The sequence below is a fragment of the Paenibacillus sp. 276b genome, assembly GCF_900107875.1.
Classification (GTDB): Bacteria; Bacillota; Bacilli; order Paenibacillales; family Paenibacillaceae; genus Paenibacillus; species Paenibacillus marchantiae.
Genome location: NZ_FNRR01000002.1, coordinates 514,918 through 534,859 on the forward strand (window position 1 = coordinate 514,918; position 19,942 = coordinate 534,859).

Annotated in this window: 11 protein-coding genes; 5 read left to right on the forward strand and 6 right to left on the reverse strand. The window is 46.1% G+C overall.

All coding sequences use genetic code 11. From position 1 onward, the window contains the following. The first annotated feature begins 479 nt into the window (after window positions 1-479). Both BLV50_RS13105 and BLV50_RS13110 read left to right on the forward strand, forming a co-directional pair. On the forward strand, window positions 480-6,035 hold the full coding sequence (locus BLV50_RS13105) for an S-layer homology domain-containing protein (RefSeq protein WP_090808117.1): 5,556 nt from the start codon (window positions 480-482) through the stop codon (window positions 6,033-6,035). A gap of 158 nt (window positions 6,036-6,193) precedes the next feature. Beyond that, window positions 6,194-6,406, forward strand: a complete 213-nt coding sequence (locus BLV50_RS13110; protein WP_064640044.1) for an immunity 17 family protein — start codon at window positions 6,194-6,196, stop codon at window positions 6,404-6,406. A gap of 181 nt (window positions 6,407-6,587) precedes the next feature. Here the strand turns inward: BLV50_RS13110 and BLV50_RS13115 are convergent, their stop codons facing one another. Both BLV50_RS13115 and BLV50_RS13120 read right to left on the reverse strand, forming a co-directional pair. Then, the gene (locus BLV50_RS13115; protein WP_090808119.1) at window positions 6,588-9,179 is read right to left on the reverse strand and encodes a glycine betaine ABC transporter substrate-binding protein; all 2,592 of its coding nucleotides are present in this window, start codon (window positions 9,177-9,179) and stop codon (window positions 6,588-6,590) included. Next, window positions 9,145-10,374, reverse strand: coding sequence for a quaternary amine ABC transporter ATP-binding protein (locus tag BLV50_RS13120; protein ID WP_063564457.1), 1,230 nt, complete (start codon window positions 10,372-10,374; stop codon window positions 9,145-9,147). Before BLV50_RS13120 ends, BLV50_RS13115 begins: the two co-directional genes overlap by 35 nt. A gap of 497 nt (window positions 10,375-10,871) precedes the next feature. Between BLV50_RS13120 and BLV50_RS13125 the strand changes: the two genes are divergently transcribed. Continuing rightward, entirely contained in the window at window positions 10,872-11,444 is a 573-nt protein-coding gene (locus BLV50_RS13125) for a GbsR/MarR family transcriptional regulator (RefSeq protein WP_063564456.1), read from the forward strand. A 97-nt stretch (window positions 11,445-11,541) separates the two neighbouring features. On the opposite strand, the gene BLV50_RS13130 is transcribed toward BLV50_RS13125, so the two are convergent. From BLV50_RS13130 to BLV50_RS13145, 4 genes are all read right to left on the reverse strand, one after another. Beyond that, a complete protein-coding gene (locus tag BLV50_RS13130) occupies window positions 11,542-13,170 on the reverse strand; it encodes a helix-turn-helix domain-containing protein (protein ID WP_177031179.1) in 1,629 nt (542 codons plus the stop codon). 198 nt (window positions 13,171-13,368) lie between these two features. Next, a complete protein-coding gene (locus tag BLV50_RS13135; RefSeq protein WP_063564454.1) occupies window positions 13,369-14,655 on the reverse strand; it encodes a hypothetical protein in 1,287 nt (428 codons plus the stop codon). A 152-nt stretch (window positions 14,656-14,807) separates the two neighbouring features. Then, window positions 14,808-15,641 (reverse strand): ABC transporter permease subunit, encoded by an 834-nt coding sequence (locus BLV50_RS13140; protein ID WP_064640038.1) that lies wholly within the window; start codon window positions 15,639-15,641, stop codon window positions 14,808-14,810. Next, window positions 15,634-16,539 carry an ABC transporter ATP-binding protein gene (locus BLV50_RS13145; RefSeq protein ID WP_177031180.1) on the reverse strand — a complete coding sequence of 302 codons (906 nt, stop codon included), beginning with the start codon at window positions 16,537-16,539 and terminating at the stop codon, window positions 15,634-15,636. Before BLV50_RS13145 ends, BLV50_RS13140 begins: the two co-directional genes overlap by 8 nt. A 448-nt stretch (window positions 16,540-16,987) precedes the next feature. Here BLV50_RS13145 and BLV50_RS13150 point away from each other — a divergent pair, with 448 nt between their 5' ends. Next, window positions 16,988-18,823: an HSP90 family protein gene (locus tag BLV50_RS13150; protein ID WP_072734310.1), complete on the forward strand. Its 1,836-nt coding sequence runs from the start codon at window positions 16,988-16,990 to the stop codon at window positions 18,821-18,823. Beyond that, window positions 18,823-19,878: a hypothetical protein gene (locus BLV50_RS13155; RefSeq protein ID WP_090808125.1), complete on the forward strand. Its 1,056-nt coding sequence runs from the start codon at window positions 18,823-18,825 to the stop codon at window positions 19,876-19,878. The genes BLV50_RS13150 and BLV50_RS13155 overlap by 1 nt, the downstream gene beginning before the upstream one ends. The last annotated feature ends 64 nt before the right edge of the window (window positions 19,879-19,942 follow it).

Consider the following 19,942-nt stretch of genomic DNA (forward strand, 5'->3'; position numbering starts at 1 on the left):
TTGAAATAGGACAAACTTTAGGCTGGATATAGCAAAGTTGAAATGTATGGCTTAACTTAGGATTTCATAACGAGTGAGACGTATGCGATGGTCAACCCTGACTGTCGCATCGTTTTGCTGTGAAAAGATCTTGAACAAACTCCTTTTAAGGCGAATTGGCTATAGGGATATCTAGCAATATATGTCGAATACAGAGATCCACATCTTTATTATGTCAGTTTAAGTTACTCAATATAGGTTTTTATACACAGAAATTCACTATAAAAGTAATAAATCTGACATATAAAAGCTGTAAAGTAGTACTTTTTTACCTATTTTTATTTTTTGTCATCAATTTTGTGATGTTTGTGTTCTATTTTATACCATTTAAAAAGAATATTGTTTACACGTAATAGAAGTTCAGTTATCTTATATTTGAACTAATGTACAAGCTTCATGAACAAATGATTATGAATTTAAAACATGGAGGTAGGTAAAAGATGCATGTTCTGCAAATGAAGAGGTGGCTCAGGTTGTTCCTGGCCATGGTCCTGCTCATCACGGGTGCCATTCCAGCCGGATTGTTCAGCAGTAAGGCAGCCGCGGCGGATGAGCCGTTAACGGTTGCTCAGGCGATAGCTCGCAACAATGATGGACTACCGGGGACAGTAGAAGGATACGTTATCGGGTACTTTAACAATAATTCTAAAAACCAACTTCAAACCGAAGCTCCGTTTAGTGGAGGAAGTAATTTCGGACTTGCCGATACTCCAGGGGAAAGGGATTTAAGCAAGATTATGTCTGTTCAAATTCCCAGTGATACCTCCGTACGTGACATATTTGGATTAAATAAAAATCCCGAGCTGTTTGGTAAAAAAGTCAGGATAACCAATGGAACGTTAGCTTCCTATCTTTCTCTTCCTGGCCTCAAATACATTGACTCCTCTTCAACAACCTTCCAACTGATCGATGAGACTCCAGTAACTAAAGTGGCAAACGTCACAGCTAATCCTACTTCCGGCGCTGTTCCAACAGGGACCCAGGTGGCCTTGGAAACAACCACAGTCGGTGCAACTGTATACTACAAACAGAATACGGATGTTGATTATCTTCCCTACACCGTGCCCATCACGGTAAATGATGCAACTCACATTGAAACCTACGCAGCCAAAGAGGGGATCGACAATAGTGATGTTATCAGTTTTGACTACACCATCATCGACAACAGCCCTATTTCAATCTTCGAAGCACGAAATAAATCTGAGAATACACCGGTTACTGTACAAGGAATTGTAACTTATCGCGAAGAATCAGGAGGATTGGCGAATCTATACATTCAGGATGAACATGCAGGAATCGTCATTCGTGGAACAGACGCCACAGCGGAGCCGGGTGATCGTATTGAAGCTTATGGTCCGCTAACGATCTATAACGGTTTGCTTCAGGTAGAGAAGGACAAGACCGGATTTCCAGGCGGTTATATTAAGGTCTTGAATAAAACACAAGATATCCCTGAACCTGTTACACTGACATCCAAACACTTCACACCTGCTGAAGGAGGAGGAAAGGGTACAGGTGGCATTTATGAAGGGATGCTTGTCGAAGTCAACGCTGTTACAGTGACAAGAAGCAGCAGTTCCACCTTTTATGCGACAGATGCCGATGGTGGAGAGATCACGATCTATGCCAAAAATAGCCCTACTGCACTGGCAACAGGCAAAACATACGAAAAAGTGACAGGGGTTATGACCTATCATACAAGTTATGGTCTTGAACTGATTCCACGTACAGCATCGGATGTTGTCGAAAATCTGCTCTCTGTTACAGCCAGTGCTCCATCAGGCGGTCTTGTCAAAGGATCAACAGTGACATTGTCATCGCCAACGGCAGGAGCAGAAATCTATTATACGGTTGATGGTACTGAACCAACCCAAACATCCACAAAGTATAGTGCTCCGATTACAGTAGACCAGGACACGAATGTTAAAGCTATTGCTGTATCGGGTGGAAATACAAGTGAGGTATATACCTTTACTTACAAAGTTCTTCATGAACTGGACAATCTTAGAATCCATGATATTCAAGGAGCTTCCCATAACTCTTTGTATGATGGTTTAGCTGTTCAGAATGTCGAAGGTATTGTGACTTATGTTGTAAATGCAAGCTCCTTCTATATACAGGAGGTTCCTGGAATGGAAGATGAAGATCTGAAAACATCCGAAGGAATTCTCATCTATAAGTCTTCTCATGGAATGACAGTAGGCAACAAGGTGAAGGTGTCGGGTCAAGTCAAAGAATATGCAACAGCGACGACTGAGCTGTCTACGACAGAGATCGTTGCAACAACAATTACGGTTGAAGACAACAACCAACAACTTCCTGAGCCTGTGATTCTGGGAACTAACGATCGAATCATCCCTAATGTAATTGATTCAGATCAGTTTGGGGAGTTTAACCCGGAAACGGATGCGATCGATTTTTATGAGAGTTTGGAAGGAATGAGAGTACAACTTGATAATGCGACAATTATCGGTCCATATTCCAGTGAACCGGGCCTGGCAGTTGTCGTTGACAATGGTTTGAATAATCCGGTACGCACACCAGCAGGAGGTGTTATCCTGACTGCGGATAGTACAGAACCCTACGAGAGTGCGCTTAATCCGCAACGATTGTTCATTAACAAAAAGCCGTCTCAGGCGGTCAAAACTGGTGACAAGTTTACTGAGTCCGTCAAAGGTGTTATGACGTATTCCAACGGCAATTTCAAGGTTAATCCGGAGGGGAATCTTCCAGTCATCACTTCCGGCGGGCTTGAGCAAGCAACAACGACGATTCAGCAGGCCGATGGTAAGTTGACGATTGCAACTTTTAATGTGGAAAATTTCAGCAAGAAGGATGCAGCGAGAGCTATCAAAATCGGTGGAATTGTAGTCAATAATCTAAAGAATCCGGATATTATTGGCATAATGGAAGTACAAGATAATGATGGAGCTACAGACAGTGGAACAACTGCTGCTGATGCAAGTTTCCAAACTCTGATTGATGCTATTGCATCTAAAGGTGGTCCTACCTATAAATACACGGATATTGCTCCAGAAAACAATAAGGATGGTGGAGCTCCGGGGGGGAACATTCGTGTAGGATTCTTATACAATGAGTCACGTGTAACCCTGAAACAAGGAAATAAAGGGGACGCAGTAACGAGTATCCAAGTGGAAACGGACGGAAGCTTGTCCCTGAATCCTGGACGGATTGATCCAACAAACGATGCTTTTGCAAGCTCGCGCAAGCCGCTCGCTGCTGAATTCGAGTTCAACGGAGAACGTGTTGTTGTGATTGCAAATCATCTGAATTCCAAAGGCGGCGATCTGAAGCCTTACGGAAGTATACAGCCTGCGACAAGAAGTAGTGAAATTCAACGTGCACGACAGGCAACTGCTGTAAACAGTTTTGTTAAAGAACTGCTAAACAAAGACCCAGAGGTAAATGTTGCTGTTCTTGGCGACTTCAATGACTTCCAGTTCTCCAAAACATTGAATATTATCGAAGGTAATGAACTGGATAATTTGGTAAACAAACTGCCAGAGAACAAGCGTTATTCCTACATCTATGATGGAAACTCTCAGACACTGGATCATATTCTGGTGAGCAAAAATCTGTCTGAAACAGCAGCTATTGAAGCGGTTCATGTGAATGCTGACTTCGAAGATTCCAATGGTCGGGTCAGTGACCATGATCCGTTGCTCGCGCAGCTGAGCATTGGAAGCACGGCAGAAGAGGGCGACTTCAACCTGCGTGTATTGCATACCAATGATACGCACGCGCATTTGGATAACATCCCGCGCCGCGTAACAGCTATTAAAGAAACACGCAATGATAACACCCTGGTGCTGGATGCAGGGGACGTATTCTCGGGTACATTGTACTTTAACCTCTTTAACGGTCTGGCGGATCTCGAATTCATGAACATGATCGGATACGATGCGATGACCTTCGGAAACCATGAGTTTGATAAAGGCCCAAGCGTACTCAAGAAATTTATTGAAAAAGCGGAATTCCCATTTGTGAGTGCCAATATTGACTATACGAAGGATGCGAGTTTGGGTGGCTTGTACAACAGTACCATCGGAAATCCAGGTGAGAATTCCCAAATCTATCCGGCCATTATCACGGAAGTAAACGGCGAGAAAGTCGGAATCTTTGGTTTGACGACACCGGATACCGTATCCCTGTCATCACCGGGAGATGATCTGAAGTTTAAGGATTACAAAGCAAGTGCGCAGGCAACAGTGAACATGCTGCAAGATGAAGGTATTAACAAAATCATCGCGCTGACGCATCTGGGTTACTCGGAAGACCTGAAACTAGCAGAAGCGGTAGAAGGCATCGACATCGTAGTGGGTGGTCATTCACACACCATTCTGAACAAACCGGTGGTTGTAGATACGCACACCGATCCGACGCTGGTCGTACAGACGGGAGAATATGACGTTTCCCTGGGTCAACTGGATGTAACGTTCAACGAAGCAGGCGTACTGACAACATGGAACGGCAAATTGCTGAACCTGGATGCAAAGGATGCCTCTGGTGCATACGTCTACGCCAATGATCCGGAAGCAGCCAAGAAATTAGAAAGCTATGCGAAACCTCTGGCTGAGTTCAAAAAAGAAGTAATCGGTAAAACGAACGTATTCCTTGATGGAGAACGCGGCAGTGTGCGTAAGCAGGAAACCAATCTCGGTAACCTGGTAGCAGACGGCATGCTAGAGAAAGTGAAATCTATTGTAAAGGAAAACAATGTTAAAGGATATGTAGCCATTCAAAATGGTGGAGGCATTCGGGAATCGTTCAAGGAGGGAGACATCACCCTGGAACAATTGCTGAAAATGATGCCAAATGGAAACAACCTGTCTGCGCTAAAAATGACAGGTAAGGAAATTACGGCTGCGCTGGAAAATGGCGTGAGTGGTGTAGAAACAGGCGAAGGGCGCTTCCCGCAAGTTTCAGGCATGCGTTTCTACTATGATTCCACGAAGCCGGGCGAGAAAGTTGACGCTATAACCAATACGGTGACCCAAGTCGGTCAACGCGTGCTCAAAGTACAGATTAAGAATGCCAATGGCACGTACACAGACATCGATCCAAACGCATACTACATCGTAGCGACGAACTCGTTTATGGCTAACGGTGGAGACTTCTATCGGTCCATGAGAGCGGCGAAGGATGACAACCGGTACTATGAACTGAACTTGGTCGATTATGAAGTCTTCCATGAACATCTGGACCGTGTAGGTACGGTAAATCAGACAACGGAAGGACGCAGTACCGATCTGAAGGGAGCTCCACTTCCGGGGGATGGCAACGGAAGCAATCCGGGCAGTGGTAATAGTGGTGGAGGTACAACGACACCAACCACACCTGTAACACCAACAGATCCAACAACTCCGACCACGCCTACAACACCTTCCGTTCCGGGGAATGGGAATGGAGGAGGTACTACACCAACCAATCCGGGTATGATTTTGAAAGATATCGGCAATCACTGGGCAGCAGTTGCCATTGAGCAGGCCATTTCCCGGGGAATTGTGAATGGATATCAGGACGGTAATTTCCGTCCAAATGGACCGGCAACACGCGCCGAATTCATTGTAATGCTGGCAAGAGCATTTGAACTTCCAGCCAGCAGCAAGGCGTTGACGTTTAAGGATGCTTCCAAAATTCCAGCATGGGCACAATCCTTTATTGCTCAAGCTGTAGAACAAGGGATCATTAGTGGCTATACGGATGAGACGTTCCGTGCATCCGGCAAAGTATCCCGTGTAGAGATGACGGTTATGCTCGTAAGAGCGCTCGGACTTCCAGTTAAATCGAATGCCACACTAACCTTTGCAGATGCAAATAAAGTACCTGCATGGGCAGTACCTTATATCGCAGCTGCATATGATGCAGGACTGGTGAAAGGTACAGGCAAGAACATGTTTAATCCACTCGTTGAAGCAACTCGTGCTGAAGTTGTAACCCTGTTGATGTCAGCGAGTGAGTTTCAGGCGAAGTAATAAGACTAATCAATCTTCCTATGAAAAGGGAGCCAATCCTCTAATGAGAACAGCTTGCAGACCTTCATCTGCAAGCTGATTTTTTTTACTAATTAATGACTGTTCATTTTTACCAGAGGAAGGTATAGTAGACAGGATTATATTGAAGGAGTGTTGAAATGCAAGATCAACCGGTTTTAATCGCACTATTGGCTATTGCCGCAGGGATTTTCAGTTTGTTGGGTGGAATCAATAATTGGGATTGGTTTATGAAGAGTTTTAGAGCAGGTCTCTTTGTGAAAACCATTGGACGTCAGGGTGCAAGAGTGGTGTATGGGATTTTTGGTATTGTGCTGATTACCATTGGCGTATTATTGTTGCTGATTGGGTAAGCGTAGAAAAAGAAAAGAAATTTGTAGAGTCTGAATACATAATTCAGTTTCACAGCTTTAAACACCTGATAGCTTTAACCCATTAGCTTACCTAATCAATTAAAAGTTACACTAAAAAAGACCACCGAAATTTTTTCGGTGGTCTTTTTGCTAAATTCAGGTTTATCCATCTTAATCTGGTTTAATTATCTTTTAAATCTTCAATGGAATTGATGTCCATATAGGTTGGTACAACCAGACCTGTTTTGGCACCGTCCATATTTGGACCGAGATCATCGATCTGATCCTTATATTTGTTGAAATAATCTGCAGAGGTGAGCGGCAACCATGCAGCTGGAGTTGCATCAACATCACCATTGGCAATGCCGGTCCACATTGGACCGATTTCCACTTGAAGAGAGGTTACTTTGTAACCCAGTTTTTCTTTAAGGATGTACTCCAGCAAGTTCGTACTTGCAATCTCGGAGTCCCAGGCTACGTAACTCAGTTTAATGGAATCTCCATTCACCGGGGTCAGACCTTTGGTCCATTCAGCCACTTTGTCGCTATGCTTCTCTGCAAAAGCTGCTGCGGCTTTTTGGGGATCTTCTCCGTTTTGAATGGCAACCATGATTTCACCCATATTCTCAGGTGTCCAGGAGAAGCGATCCAGGAATTCATAAGCGACAGGTTTGTCTTCCTTTAACCCTTTACGGGCAATGGTATGAATTTGTTCTGCTTCACCGTAGACGCCTTCCGGATCGTCCAGGTATTTCAGGTCATATGCATTGAACATCCAATGCGGTGTCCAACCGGTAACGATAACCGGTTCCTTATTCTTAACCGCTTTATCTAGCGTAGCTGTCATTGCGGCTCCTGAACCTTCAACCAGTTTCCAGTCAGACAAACCGTATTTCTCAATGGCACTCGCTGTGGATTTCATAATTCCGGCACCTGGATCGATACCGATAATTTGGTGATTCACTTCATTTCCCACATTGGCATTCGCCGATGGAGTGGAGGAAGAAGCACCTGTTTCCAAATCTGCAATCGAATTAACGTCTGTCATGTATGCAGGAACAACGAGCCCTGTGCGTACACCGGTCATGTTGGCTCCCAGATCATCCACCTGGTCTTTGTAACGTTCCCAGTAGTCAGCGTGAGTCAATGGCAGCCAAGCTGCTGGAGAGGCATCTACGTCGCCTGAGGCGACACCCGTCCACATAGGTCCAGCTTCAACTTGCAGGGCGTTAACTTTATAGCCAAGTTTGCTTTCCATGACATATTTCAACAGGTTAGTACTAGCGATCTCGGAATCCCAGGCTACATAGCTAAGTTTAAATGCATCACCGTTAACTGGCGTCAGACCTTTGGTCCATTCGTCAATCTGGTCTGCATGTTTCTCAGCGTAGTCTTTTGCGGCTTCTTCTGGAGATGTACCATTTTGGATGGCACTCATCATTTCGCCCATTTCATCTGATGTCCATTGGAAACGGGACAGGAATTCATAAGCAACCGGGTGATCTCCTTTCAAGCCTTTACGTGCGATGGTGTGAATTTCTTCAGCATCACCGAAAGATTTTTCGGGATCATCCAGATATTTTAGATCATATTTGTTGAACATCCAGTGTGGAGTCCAGCCTGTAATAATGATCGGTTCTTCCGCTTTAATGGCTTTGTCCAGTGTGGCAGTCATCGCTGCACCAGATCCTTCAATCAGGGTCCAGTCCGTCAGATGATAATCTTCAATGGCTTTGGCAGCGGATTTCATAATGCCTGCACCCGGATCAATACCAATGATCTGATATTTGACTTCTTCACCTACAGCATTCGCTGGAGTGTTGTTACCGCCGGAAGAAGTACTGTTGCCGCCAACAAAGTATTGTGAGAAACCAGCTACGAGCACAACAAATGTGGCTGCAGCAGTAATCCAGGCTTTTTGTTTCGCTGAGAAGCGTGAGCTTTTCTTACGGCCTGGCATAAACAGATTTTGAGTGAAACGGTCAAGTACGATCGCGAGAACCACGACAGCCAGACCTGCTTCAAAACCTTTACCAATCTGCAACTGTGTTACCGCACGATAGACTTCCGCACCAATACCCTGTGCACCGATCATGGAAGCAATAACAACCATGGACAGCGACAGCATGATGGTTTGGTTAATCCCTGACATTACGGTAGGCAATGCGAGTGGAAGCTGTACTTTGAACAACTTTTGCATGGACGTAGAACCAAAAGCATCCGCTGCTTCGACCAGTTCGCCAGATACCTGCTTAATTCCGAGGTGAGTCAGGCGAATCGTAGGTGGAATCGCGAATATAACGGACGCGATAACACCGGGAACCACACCAAGGCTGAAGAAGGTTACCGCTGGCAGCAAGTAGACAAATGCAGGCATGGTCTGCATAAAATCAAGCAATGGTGTAATAATCCGGGCTGCAGTTTTGCTGTATGCGAGCCAGATACCGATGGGAACACCAAGCAGAATGGAGACTAATCCTGACGTAATAACGAGGCCCAAAGTATCCATCGATTGGGACCAATATCCGAGGTTATCTACGAGCAAGAAACCGATAACTGTAAACAGGGTCAGTGGTATTCGGCCAACAAGATATGCCAATACACCGAGTATTACAATAAACAGGAGCGGATGGGGGAGCATGAACAGCCCGGAGAAAAATCCGACAACCTCCTGAATAACAACAGAAATGACTTTAAATAATCCGGAGAGCGAGGTGCTCATCCAGTCAACAATCGCTTCAATCCACGATGCTAGTGGTATTTTGGGAATCATTCACAAGTTCCTCCTTTACTGCAACTTCACCGCTTAGTGCTCCAAGCAGGGCACCGCGGACGATAACACCTTGCAGACGGCCGGTTTCGCCAACAACAGCGAGCGGCACATGGGCTGAACTTACAATTTCGAACAATTCATGAATCAGGGTTTCGGGCGCTACAGTCGGCCCATCCGTGATCAGAATATCGTTCAACACTTTGTTTTCGCGCATTGCGCGGGTTGCATCCTCTGCTGTAATAACACCAAGCAGCTTCTTCGAACGGTCAATGACAAACAGGTTGGAAATACCACGTTCGCGCATTAATTCGAGGGCAACACGAGGACCACGGTCAAGCGTAATCGTTTCAGGACGTCGCATAACATGAGATGCGGTAAGGACCTTGGACAAGTCCACGTCTTCGACGAAGCGGGCCACATATGAGTTGGCCGGTTGAATCATGATTTCTTCCGGAGTACCGATCTGCACGACTGCGCCGTCTTTCATGAGGGCAATACGATCGCCGATGCGCAGCGCTTCGTCCAAGTCATGGGTAATGAAAATAATGGTCTTTTTCATTTTATCCTGAAGCTCAATCAGCTCATCCTGCATATCACGACGAATCAGTGGATCAAGTGCACTGAATGCTTCATCCATTAACAGGACTTCCGGGTCATTCGCCAGCGCACGAGCCAAACCTACACGTTGCTGCATCCCGCCACTCAGCTCATCCGGCATTTTGTCTTCCCAGCCTTTAAGGCCAACCAGTTCAAGCGACGTTTTTGCTTTTTCCCGACGTTCATCTTTATCTACCTTTTGAACTTCGAGTCCATACTCCACATTATCAAGAACGGTACGGTGCGGGAATAACGCAAACTTCTGGAATACCATGCTGATCGTTTTCCGACGCACTTCGCGCAATTGTTCTTTGTTCATCTTACGTAGATCTTTACCATGGACAAGAATCTCTCCCGATGTCGGTTCAATCAGACGATTGAACATACGAACAAGTGTAGACTTACCACTTCCGGACAGTCCCATGATGACGAAAATTTCACCTTCCTGAATTTCCATGTTGACCCGGTTGACACCAACCGTTATCTGTTTTTCTTTGGCCAACTTTTCTTTGCCCCAACCTTGCTCCAGTAATTGTAGACCTTGCTCGGTTTGGGGTCCAAACAGTTTACTTACATTTTTTACTTCAAGTATGGTCATGTTTTCACCCCTTCTGATGTGTTGTGCACTTCGAACGGCTTTCAGCATCCACAAGCCCATACACTTGTGCGCCCAGCCACGAAATCCGGTAATCGTTGCTTCGCTTCCCGTCTTTCTGGGTAACGTTTTGTATTCTAACAATACTTAACCCGTATAGCAACCGAATAAACAGTACATAATGTTTGTACAGTAAAAACTGTACAAAGTTTTCCGTCCATATGCTCCGTCATTCTCCTTATTCTGGCTAATAAGACACCTTTACATTTGATATCGCTTTTTCTACAATAGAAAATGTGCTGAATCTAAGCAGTTTTTTTTGGTTAAAAGATAGTCGTAGGCGTTTGCAACTTGGTCAAGCTCCCATGAAATACATGGGGTAACCTAAAGCCTGTTGGCATATAGGATGTCCTGCCGGATACTTTCCCATGTAAGCCGGATCTTAAACAGTTGCAATTATTTTGCCGAGACTGGGAATGTTGAGAATGGAGGTTGCAAGCATGAGCTTGGACCATTTACAAGAGGAACAGCAGGCAACCGTTCTTAGGATCCGTAAACGCGTCATTGAAGCCATTGGGCGTAATATGGATCTCTACGGCGTTACGCTGTCCACGGGACACTTATATGGATTGCTTTTTTTTGCAGACAAACCTATGACCCTTGACGATATGGGCCGGGAAATGGAAATGAGCAAAACGAGCATGAGTACCGGCGTACGTACACTGCTGGATCTAAAAATGGTGAATAAAGTATGGAGCAAAGGCTCCCGGAAAGACCTATATGAAGTGGAGTATGACTGGCATCAGACGTTTACGGATTATTTTGTGATTAAATGGAGAAAAGCCGTGGAGAGTAACCTTCAGGTACTGCGCAAATCCGTTGATGAACTGAATCGTTTGATTGCTGATCTGGATGAACAAGCAGATGCTGAACTTCTTCACATTCTTAAGGAAGACAAGCATAAGGTGCTTCAAGCAGAGGCCTACTACAAATGGCTGGATCGCTTGATTGATACCATGGAAGATGAAGAAATATACAAACTGGTTCCGAAGGAAGAGATTAAGGAACATTAATAACAGCAAAAGCAAAGAGCCCTTTCCGAATTGGAGAGGGCTCTTTTGTCTTGGGGGTTACGCACTTGTACATTTATAATGAAGAAAAACACATGCTTTACAATTGGCCGATTAATCCCACACGTGATAAGGTCACAAGCTGCTGAACGATCTGTTCCAGTTCGTCCATGATCTGATGGCGTCCGCTGGGGGTCCAGGATCGTACAGACCAATCGGATATATCGTGTACGTTACCTTTCAACACGGCTGGAGATCGATTCCAGGCTGTAGTTTGTTTCATACGCCGAAGCAGTTTCTCACTGGCAGGAGTATTGGAGACACGGTTCATGAACAGATGATCCGTATCCAGCATGGGGATGCTATCTGCCGCATACTCATCTGTCATTAAGTCTGTACATATGATCTGTGCAGGGTTCAGTCCAAGTTCACCGTAGATAAGGCGATTTAATGGATGCTCGATATTTTCCTGGAGCCGGATAGACTGATTCGTAACCTGCATAAGCATAATACGTTCTTGCCCGAAATGATGCTTCAAACGGAGTCCGATATCAAGGTTGCGAAGCTCAAGCTGTTTGAAATTCTGTAAGGCCTGCTGCTCCCGTCCGACCAGTTCAGCAAAGCGTACATGATTTTCTTTCCATTCATGGGCCTGATCCATGATAACCGTAGGTGCAATACTTTTGAGCTTATCGTAAAAGGGTTGATGATAAAAGTCACCGATAATCAGGTCCGGCTTGGCCTGACGTAATTTCTCCAATTGTGTGGATAGCCGCTGCTGCTGCTCGACTTCATCAAGCTCCCGATCATGGAATCCGTCCATTGCAGCTACGGGAGACAATCCGAGCGAAGAGAGGTTCTCATGAAGTCCCATTCTGGACGCGGTAGCCACGCGAATTTGGTCTTTTTTCATATATAGGCTGGGTGCGATCCCCAAGGTTTGTTTGAATTTGCGGCTAAAATAATATTCATTGCCATAGCCAACAGATACGGCGACGTCTTTGATTACACATGTTTCCTGCTTGAGCTGTTTTTTGGCCTCGTCAATCCGTAAGCGATTCAGATAATCGGTAGGTGACATGCCCTTGGCTTTCTTGAAACTGCGAGAATAGGAGCTTGGCGTCAATCCGGCAATTTTGGCCAGTTGATCCATGCTGATACCTTCACTCATGAACCTTTTCATATACATAATGCTGCGTTCAAGCGCCGGATCGACCTTCTCATAATTTTCTTCAAGCCGGTTCTCCGAGAGATACTGCAAAAGCTCGTGCAGCTGGCTATGTATACTGATAAAGTGATCGGGGTGAACGCCGCGGTAGGCTTCATACAATTGTTCAACTCGCGCTCTGGCTTGTTGGTCATGACGAACCATCAGTCTGCCTGTCTCCCAATCCAGCGGGAAACCAGAAGAGGAGGACATTTTCCATTGGCCACGCACTTGCTGCAAACATACCGTATCCATGCTAAGTATTATAAACTCCGTAACAGCCGAGCGTGCAGCCGCCTCAATCGTTGTTCCTGGCTTAAGAACATACAGTTGATTGGCTTCGGCGGTATAGACTGTATCGTTCAAGACCAGAACACCGTCTCCTTGTAAAATAAGACAGAGCATGGGCCGGGACACCGTCTTGCCCTGCACACGGAAATGCTCCCCGCGCCGTACACGGCACATGGAAGAGAGGAGCGGTAGAGATGAGGTTTCAGAAATGAAGGAAAGCTGTTCAGTCATACGGACCATCCTTTTGTCTTATTTTCTTAATGATAACAATTATCATTCTCATATGGAAGATGTTTTTGAAAAATAGTTTTGGACATGAAAAAAAGAGGATACCCAGAGCCGTGATGGCTTTAGAGTTATCCTCTATATTTGAAACTAGAATGTTGAGATAGCTATAAGTCTCTATAAGTCTATACCCACATGCGTGGGTTAGTTTGGCACGACCAACAGGATATCATCCAGGAAAACGTCGCTTAGCACCTTTTTGCCTGTGCCATTGGCTTGCACATGATACAGCCGATAGAGATCATTTGCGTTGATGTAGAACATGCCCGGAACATCGTCATGAAGCTGGAACGTTGACCATTCCTCTCCAGCAAGCTTGGTTACTTTGAGAGCTGTGCTCACGGAATAAAGACCATTTGTACCGGATAGATATGCAATAGTTGGTGTTCCGTTGGTCAACTGAGCAGTTACGAAAGTGACACTGTTCAAATTCAGGTTGGCAGATTTGGATACCTTGTTCCCGGCGATGGTTTTGGCATACGCCTTTTTGTCTGCATCCACAACGACAACCTTATCCGTACCCAGTGGATTGACCTCCCGGATGCTCTTACTATGAATCTGAAGTGTTTTGCCAGAAGTGGTTAATGCAAAGGCTTTGCCTGTTGAATAATCATAATCCTTGTTGCTATCCAGCTTGATGCCTTTGTTGTACACATACAGATTGTTGCCCCAGCCACCAGCATAAACAGCGTTCACATCCAGCTTTGCTTTGGGATTAACTGCTGTACCTTTGCCTGTATTGTAGTTTACCTTGTACATGATAATGGCGTTGGTAGAGTAGTACTGCTCGTATGGGTCAGTGTTCACCATCAATTGCAGTTCGTTTTTGGCCACGTTCATAAAATAACGACTCTCTACTGCACCAGCAGCAATTCGTTGCACTGCTCCGCTTCCATTGGATGCCTTAGAAACGATCCATGGGTTTCCATTAACGAGCCCGTTATAATATACACGGCCTTTCGTTACGGCGAGCAGCGGGAAATCTGTATCTGCTTTGTCTGCAATTTTGGTGGCAGCGGAAGCTTCGCTATTGCCATTTCCACGATAGATCGTTCCTTTGGAATCCATATAATAGATGAACCCGTTATCCGTAAAGTAGCTCAATACATCTGTCGCATACGTTTCAGCGGAATCACTAGAACCGTCATTGGGAACGCGAAGCAGCGTTGTGGAAGACTCGGAACGAGTGTAATAGAGATAGGTTCCAGCCGCAGACAGACCATCTCCTTCAAAATCAAGCAATACCTCTGTAGTTCCGCTTCCGTCACCGGATACTTTGTACAATACACCATCGGACTCATAATATACCGTAGTTTGGCTGAGGGAAGCTGCATGAGCATTGGCTCCGCCTCCAAGCACTGCTGCCGTGATCAGTGTGAACAGCAGCAAGGTGCAAACCGTGCGATGCATACGTGTAGACCATTTGTTCATAAATCAATCGGCACCCTTCTTTTTATGTATGTAAGTAACACATTATCACCTTACGTTATATCGGTAAACTATGGAAAATATGTTACACATCTCAGTCAGATAAAAACGACAGAAGATCAGATCTTCTGCCGTTATATTCAACCATATTCAGCCTAAATCTGACTTTCAGCCAGCTGTTGACGACTGTTCCACAAAGTAACCAGACGAAGCAAAATGAAACTGATGAGCAGAAGTACTGCTCCGACCAGGATTAACATGAGAGGACTGATAAGCAGCATGCCGCTCGCCTGACCAGCAATCAGCGCAAGCAATGGAAGAACGACCAGTCCTCCGAGTTGATAGGCCTCCTGAAATCCACGTACCTTCGCCGAGATCAGTACATTTAACAGAATGACCACAAGACTGCACGTTGGAACAACCCATAGAACCAGAATGATCCAGTTCAGATTGGGAAACATCCATGCCCCGAACATGGGATACAACAGGATATTGGCAATGATTCCGTAGATAATGAAGGTAATCCAGGATAACAGCAGGGAAGGAATAAGGGCAGCTAACACCTTGCCTTTAAACAACGTATCCATACTCATCGGAGTGAACAGAAGACTTTCCAGAGTCTTGCGCTCCTTCTCGCCTGCAAAACTGTTGGCCGTCAGAATGCTGGATGCCATCACCGGAATGATGAGAAACAGGGGTGCGAACATGTACAAGGCCAGGTAATAGACAATACGATGGTTATCCGTAGGCATCGAAGCAAGCTGCGGAATCCGCCCGGCACGGGTTAGGTTATCCAGTGTATCAAGCAGGAAACTCATATTGCCGAGGGAAGCAAGTTCCATCCTTGAGGCTGCCCAAATGAGTATCCCAGGCATGATGATCCCGATAACTAGCGGAACGATCAACATGGGCAGCCAAAGCTGCACACTGGCTGTGATAGCTCGAATATCTTTTCGAACAAGTGCACGTATGGCTTGTCGGTTATTCATGATGATGTGCCTCCCTAATGGCAAAATAAATACTCTCCAGATCGCTGCCCGTAATCCGGGCCTGATAGACTTGTCCACGCTCACTCAATTGTCGCAGTAACAACGGAATATCTTCACGGGTTTGAAGCTGAAAAACGGCTTTGTTGGCGGAAACCATCTCCGGTGTACACCCTGTTACCGTCTGCCAGCCATTCGGCATGGTCGCTTCAACCTCAATCCGGGGTGAGGTCAGGTATCGGTTGACGATCTCCTGCTCCGTACCTTCCTCAACCTTACGCCCCTTTTCCATAAAAATATATCGATCACACACGGCCGATAGTTGGGATAACACATGAGACGATACGAGAATCGTCATATGTTCCTCTTGATTTAGCCGACGGATGATTCGGAGGACCATCTGAATCCCATCCGGGTCAAGCCCATTGGTTGGCTCATCCAGAAAGAGAATAAAGGGGCGGTGCAGCAGCACCCGCGCTAGACCTACGCGTTTTTTCATGCCTGTGCTGTAGGTACCTACTTTTCGATGTTGATATTCCTGCAATTCGAACAGATCCACAAGCTCATCAATCCGTGCTTTGGCATGTTGTACACCGAAAGCTTCAGCGAAAAAGATCAGGTTGTCACGCCCACTCATATTTTCATACAATCCACTCTGCTCGGTTAATGTGCCGCATAGGGCGAGTACGTTCTCCGTCTCACGGAAGGGATCGAGGCCGTTAATGCTCACTTGCCCACCCGAAGCGCCGAGAACGCCGTTCATGATGCGGATCAGGGTGGTTTTGCCCGAACCGTTAGGACCGATCAACCCGGTAACGCTGCCTTGTTCAACCGTGAAGCTGACATCGTTCAGTGCCTGATGCACTTTAAATTGCTTAGAAATGTTGCGAACTTCAATCATGCACATTCACCGTCCGATCTGAGTTTGGAGATTATACGTCCAGATGAGATATATCGTTCAAATGGAGGGCCGAAATATAAAAATTATACGTCTTTAGTCCCAAACGCAAACAGCAACTTCACCCTAAAGTCCGGCGAAATCGGGTCTCAGGTTTGTTTTCACTGTGGTCTATACCATGTATTCTGGTTAAAAGGATGCAATATCTCGTTTCATTGCCATCCATAACGTGGTAATTAGACTTAAGGCCTCTTACATATCATGAATGCCTGAATATTCATCTAACGCCGGTCTTGGTTAGCCAAGGCCGGTTTAACGTCGTTACTTGGCGTATTCATCCAATGGAACGCCTCATTTCTTGTGATTACATAACTATTTCGTCTAACACATCATATGAACACTTCCAAGTAGGAAACATCAGATGTGTTTGGACCAGAGGAAGGTGAGCGAAATGACAGCATCCAATGAGTATCGCTTCCAGGTGAATCTAAGCGGTATGATCCAGATTCTATCGAACCATCTATACAGCAGCCCTAAAGTATTTTTACGTGAATTAATGCAGAATGCGACCGATGCCATTACAGCTCGAACAGAAGCGGAACCGGGATTCCAGGGTGAAGTACGTGTGGAACTGACCGGAACAGGCGAGCAGTTGACCATGATGGTGGAGGATAACGGCATTGGTTTGACAGAAGCCGATATCCATGAATTTCTCGCGATGATAGGTCAATCCTCGAAGCGTGGGCAGCAGGCCTTGCTGGATGGAGAGACTTCGTTTATCGGGCGATTCGGAATCGGATTATTGTCCTGTTTCATGGTGAGTCATGAAATCGTCATGCTGACGCAATCCGCGAAGGGTGGACCTTCGATGGAGTGGCGGGGTAAGCCCGATGGAACGTATACGATTCGGCAATTGGAGACACAGTTGTCTCCTGGAACGAAAGTATATCTGCGTTGTACGCCGGACGCAGCGCATTATTTTGAAACGGAATATGTGAAAGAAGCCTTGTTCTATTATGGAGCGCTGCTGCCTTATCCAGTCATCCTGCATAGTGACGGTGTTCAACATATCGTCAATAGCGAGTCACCGATCTGGTTGATGGAGCCTGGGCTTGCACGTGGACGCAGAGCGGAAGTGCTGGCTTTTGGTGAACGATTGCTGGGAGAGAAGTTTCAGGATTTCATCCCACTGACGACGGCTTCAGGTCGTACAGGAGGCATCGCATTTGTTCTTCCGCATGCAGTTAATTTGAATGCCAAGCGTTCTCACCGGGTGTATCTGAAGCGGATGCTAATCTCGGAGAAGGCGGAGAATATTTTGCCGGATTGGGCCTTTTTCGTGAAATGCCTTATCTGGACAGACGAGCTTCAACCTACAGCTTCACGGGAACATTTTTATGAAAATGAAAAGCTGGAAGAGGTTCGCTCCGAACTTGGCGATGCCCTTCGTAAAGGATTGGCCGACATGGCTGAGCGCCAGACGGAACGGCTGCAAAAGCTGATTCGCCTGCATGCGCTGTCGATGAAGGCACTGGCTGTGCAGGATCAGGAGTTCTATGCCATGATTCACCGCTGGCTTCCATTTGAAAGTACCCGTGGTCATCGGGAACTGGGCGAGTTGATGAGTGAGGGAGAGACGTTGTACTTCACTACCACAGTGGATGAGTATCGCCAGATTCATCATGTCGCGTCAGCCCAATCGATGCTGGTCATTAACGGTGGATACATCTACGACAGCGATTTGATGGCAATGCTGCCACAAGTGGTGCAGCATGTTCAGACGCAGCGGTTGCAGCCGGATGAGGTATCCATGAGTTTCACTGATGTGCCACCAGCTGAACGGAATCAGTATTATGATGCCTTGCGCCTTGCTGACTCTGCTTTGCAACGTTTCCGCTGCCGTGCAGAGGTCAAGGGCTTCAAGCCAGCTGATTTGCCGGTGCTGTTCACGCTCTCGCAGGAGTCTTCCACGCTGCGTGCATTGGAAAAAGCAAGTGAGGAGAGTACAGAATTATTCTCCTCCGTCCTTGGATCATTGTCATCCGGAATTAGTTCCGCAGGTTATTCGACCCTGTACCTGAACATCAGCAATCCAATTATTCAGCGGGTCCTGACTACACCGGATGCCCAAATGACTCCCATTGCCATTGAGATGTTGTATGTCAATGCATTAATGATGGGGCATTATGCGATGAATCGACAGGAGCTTGAGGTGCTGAATCAGGGCATCGTTCGTTTTATTGATTGGGGTTTGCGTGCGAATACAGATCGTAAGGGGGATGCCTGATGAAGATTGAAATGGATTTTGAGGATTTGATGGATGAGGCCTATGGCCTGCCTAATGGAACAGCGAAGCTTGGCATGCTAGAGGAAGCGGCAAGAGTCGCCGATGTGAATGGCATGGAGGAGGAAGCGTACGAAGCGCGTTCAGAGATCGTGGAGACCGCGACATTCTGCGGTTATCCGATGAAAGCACTGATTGCTTTTTCCTGGCAGCTGGGCAAGTTTGATCAAGAGCCAGAACGCTATGACGAAGAAACGTTAATGTGGTCGTATAAATGGATTTTGGGAGAACTATCCAGCTTCCCGGAAGTGTCTCGCGATAAAATGATGGAGCTGCTGGAGGACTTTGGACGTCGCTTCAAATCATTTGGGTACAGTGAACGTTCGTATTGGTATTATCGATTCCGCATATCCATGGATCTTGGCGATCTGGAGGAGGCGGGTACCAGTTATACGAAGTTCAGAAGTATGGATCGTGACTTTATGAGTGATTGTGAAGCCTGTGAGCAGGACGAGATCATGCGCTACTGGTTATTGGCAGGTGATGATGAGAAGGTATTGGAAGCAGCGAAGCCCATTTTGAAAGGGAGAATGAGTTGTGCCGAAATTCCGCACCTGACCTTATCGGAGATTTTGATGCCACTATACCGACTTGGCAAGATTGATGAAGCTGACAAACATCAGGCCAAAGGCTATCGCATGATCAAAGGACATAATGATTTTGTGCAGAGCTTTGCTGAGCAGATGGATTATCTTGCACGCACGAACCCGGCGAAGGGCATCGATGTACTGGAAGAAAGTATAGTGCTCGCGATGGACCATGAAGATCCGTTTGCCAAAATGATGTTCTATGCCAGAGCAGCACAATTGTTGCGCCGCTGGGCTGATGAATCTCCAGGATACCGATTGCGGCTTCCCGCTTCATTCCCTTATGAAGGAGATTCAGGAGATTTGCGTATACTGGCCGACTATTTTGCGGCATATGCCAAAGCGGCCGCAGACAAATATGACCAGCGGAATGGCAATCAACATGTCTCTTCCATGTTAAGCGAGGTATAGGAGAAGAGGAAGACAGCAGAGCATTCCGGCTACAAATGGTCAGCGTACAAATCAAAACAGGCTT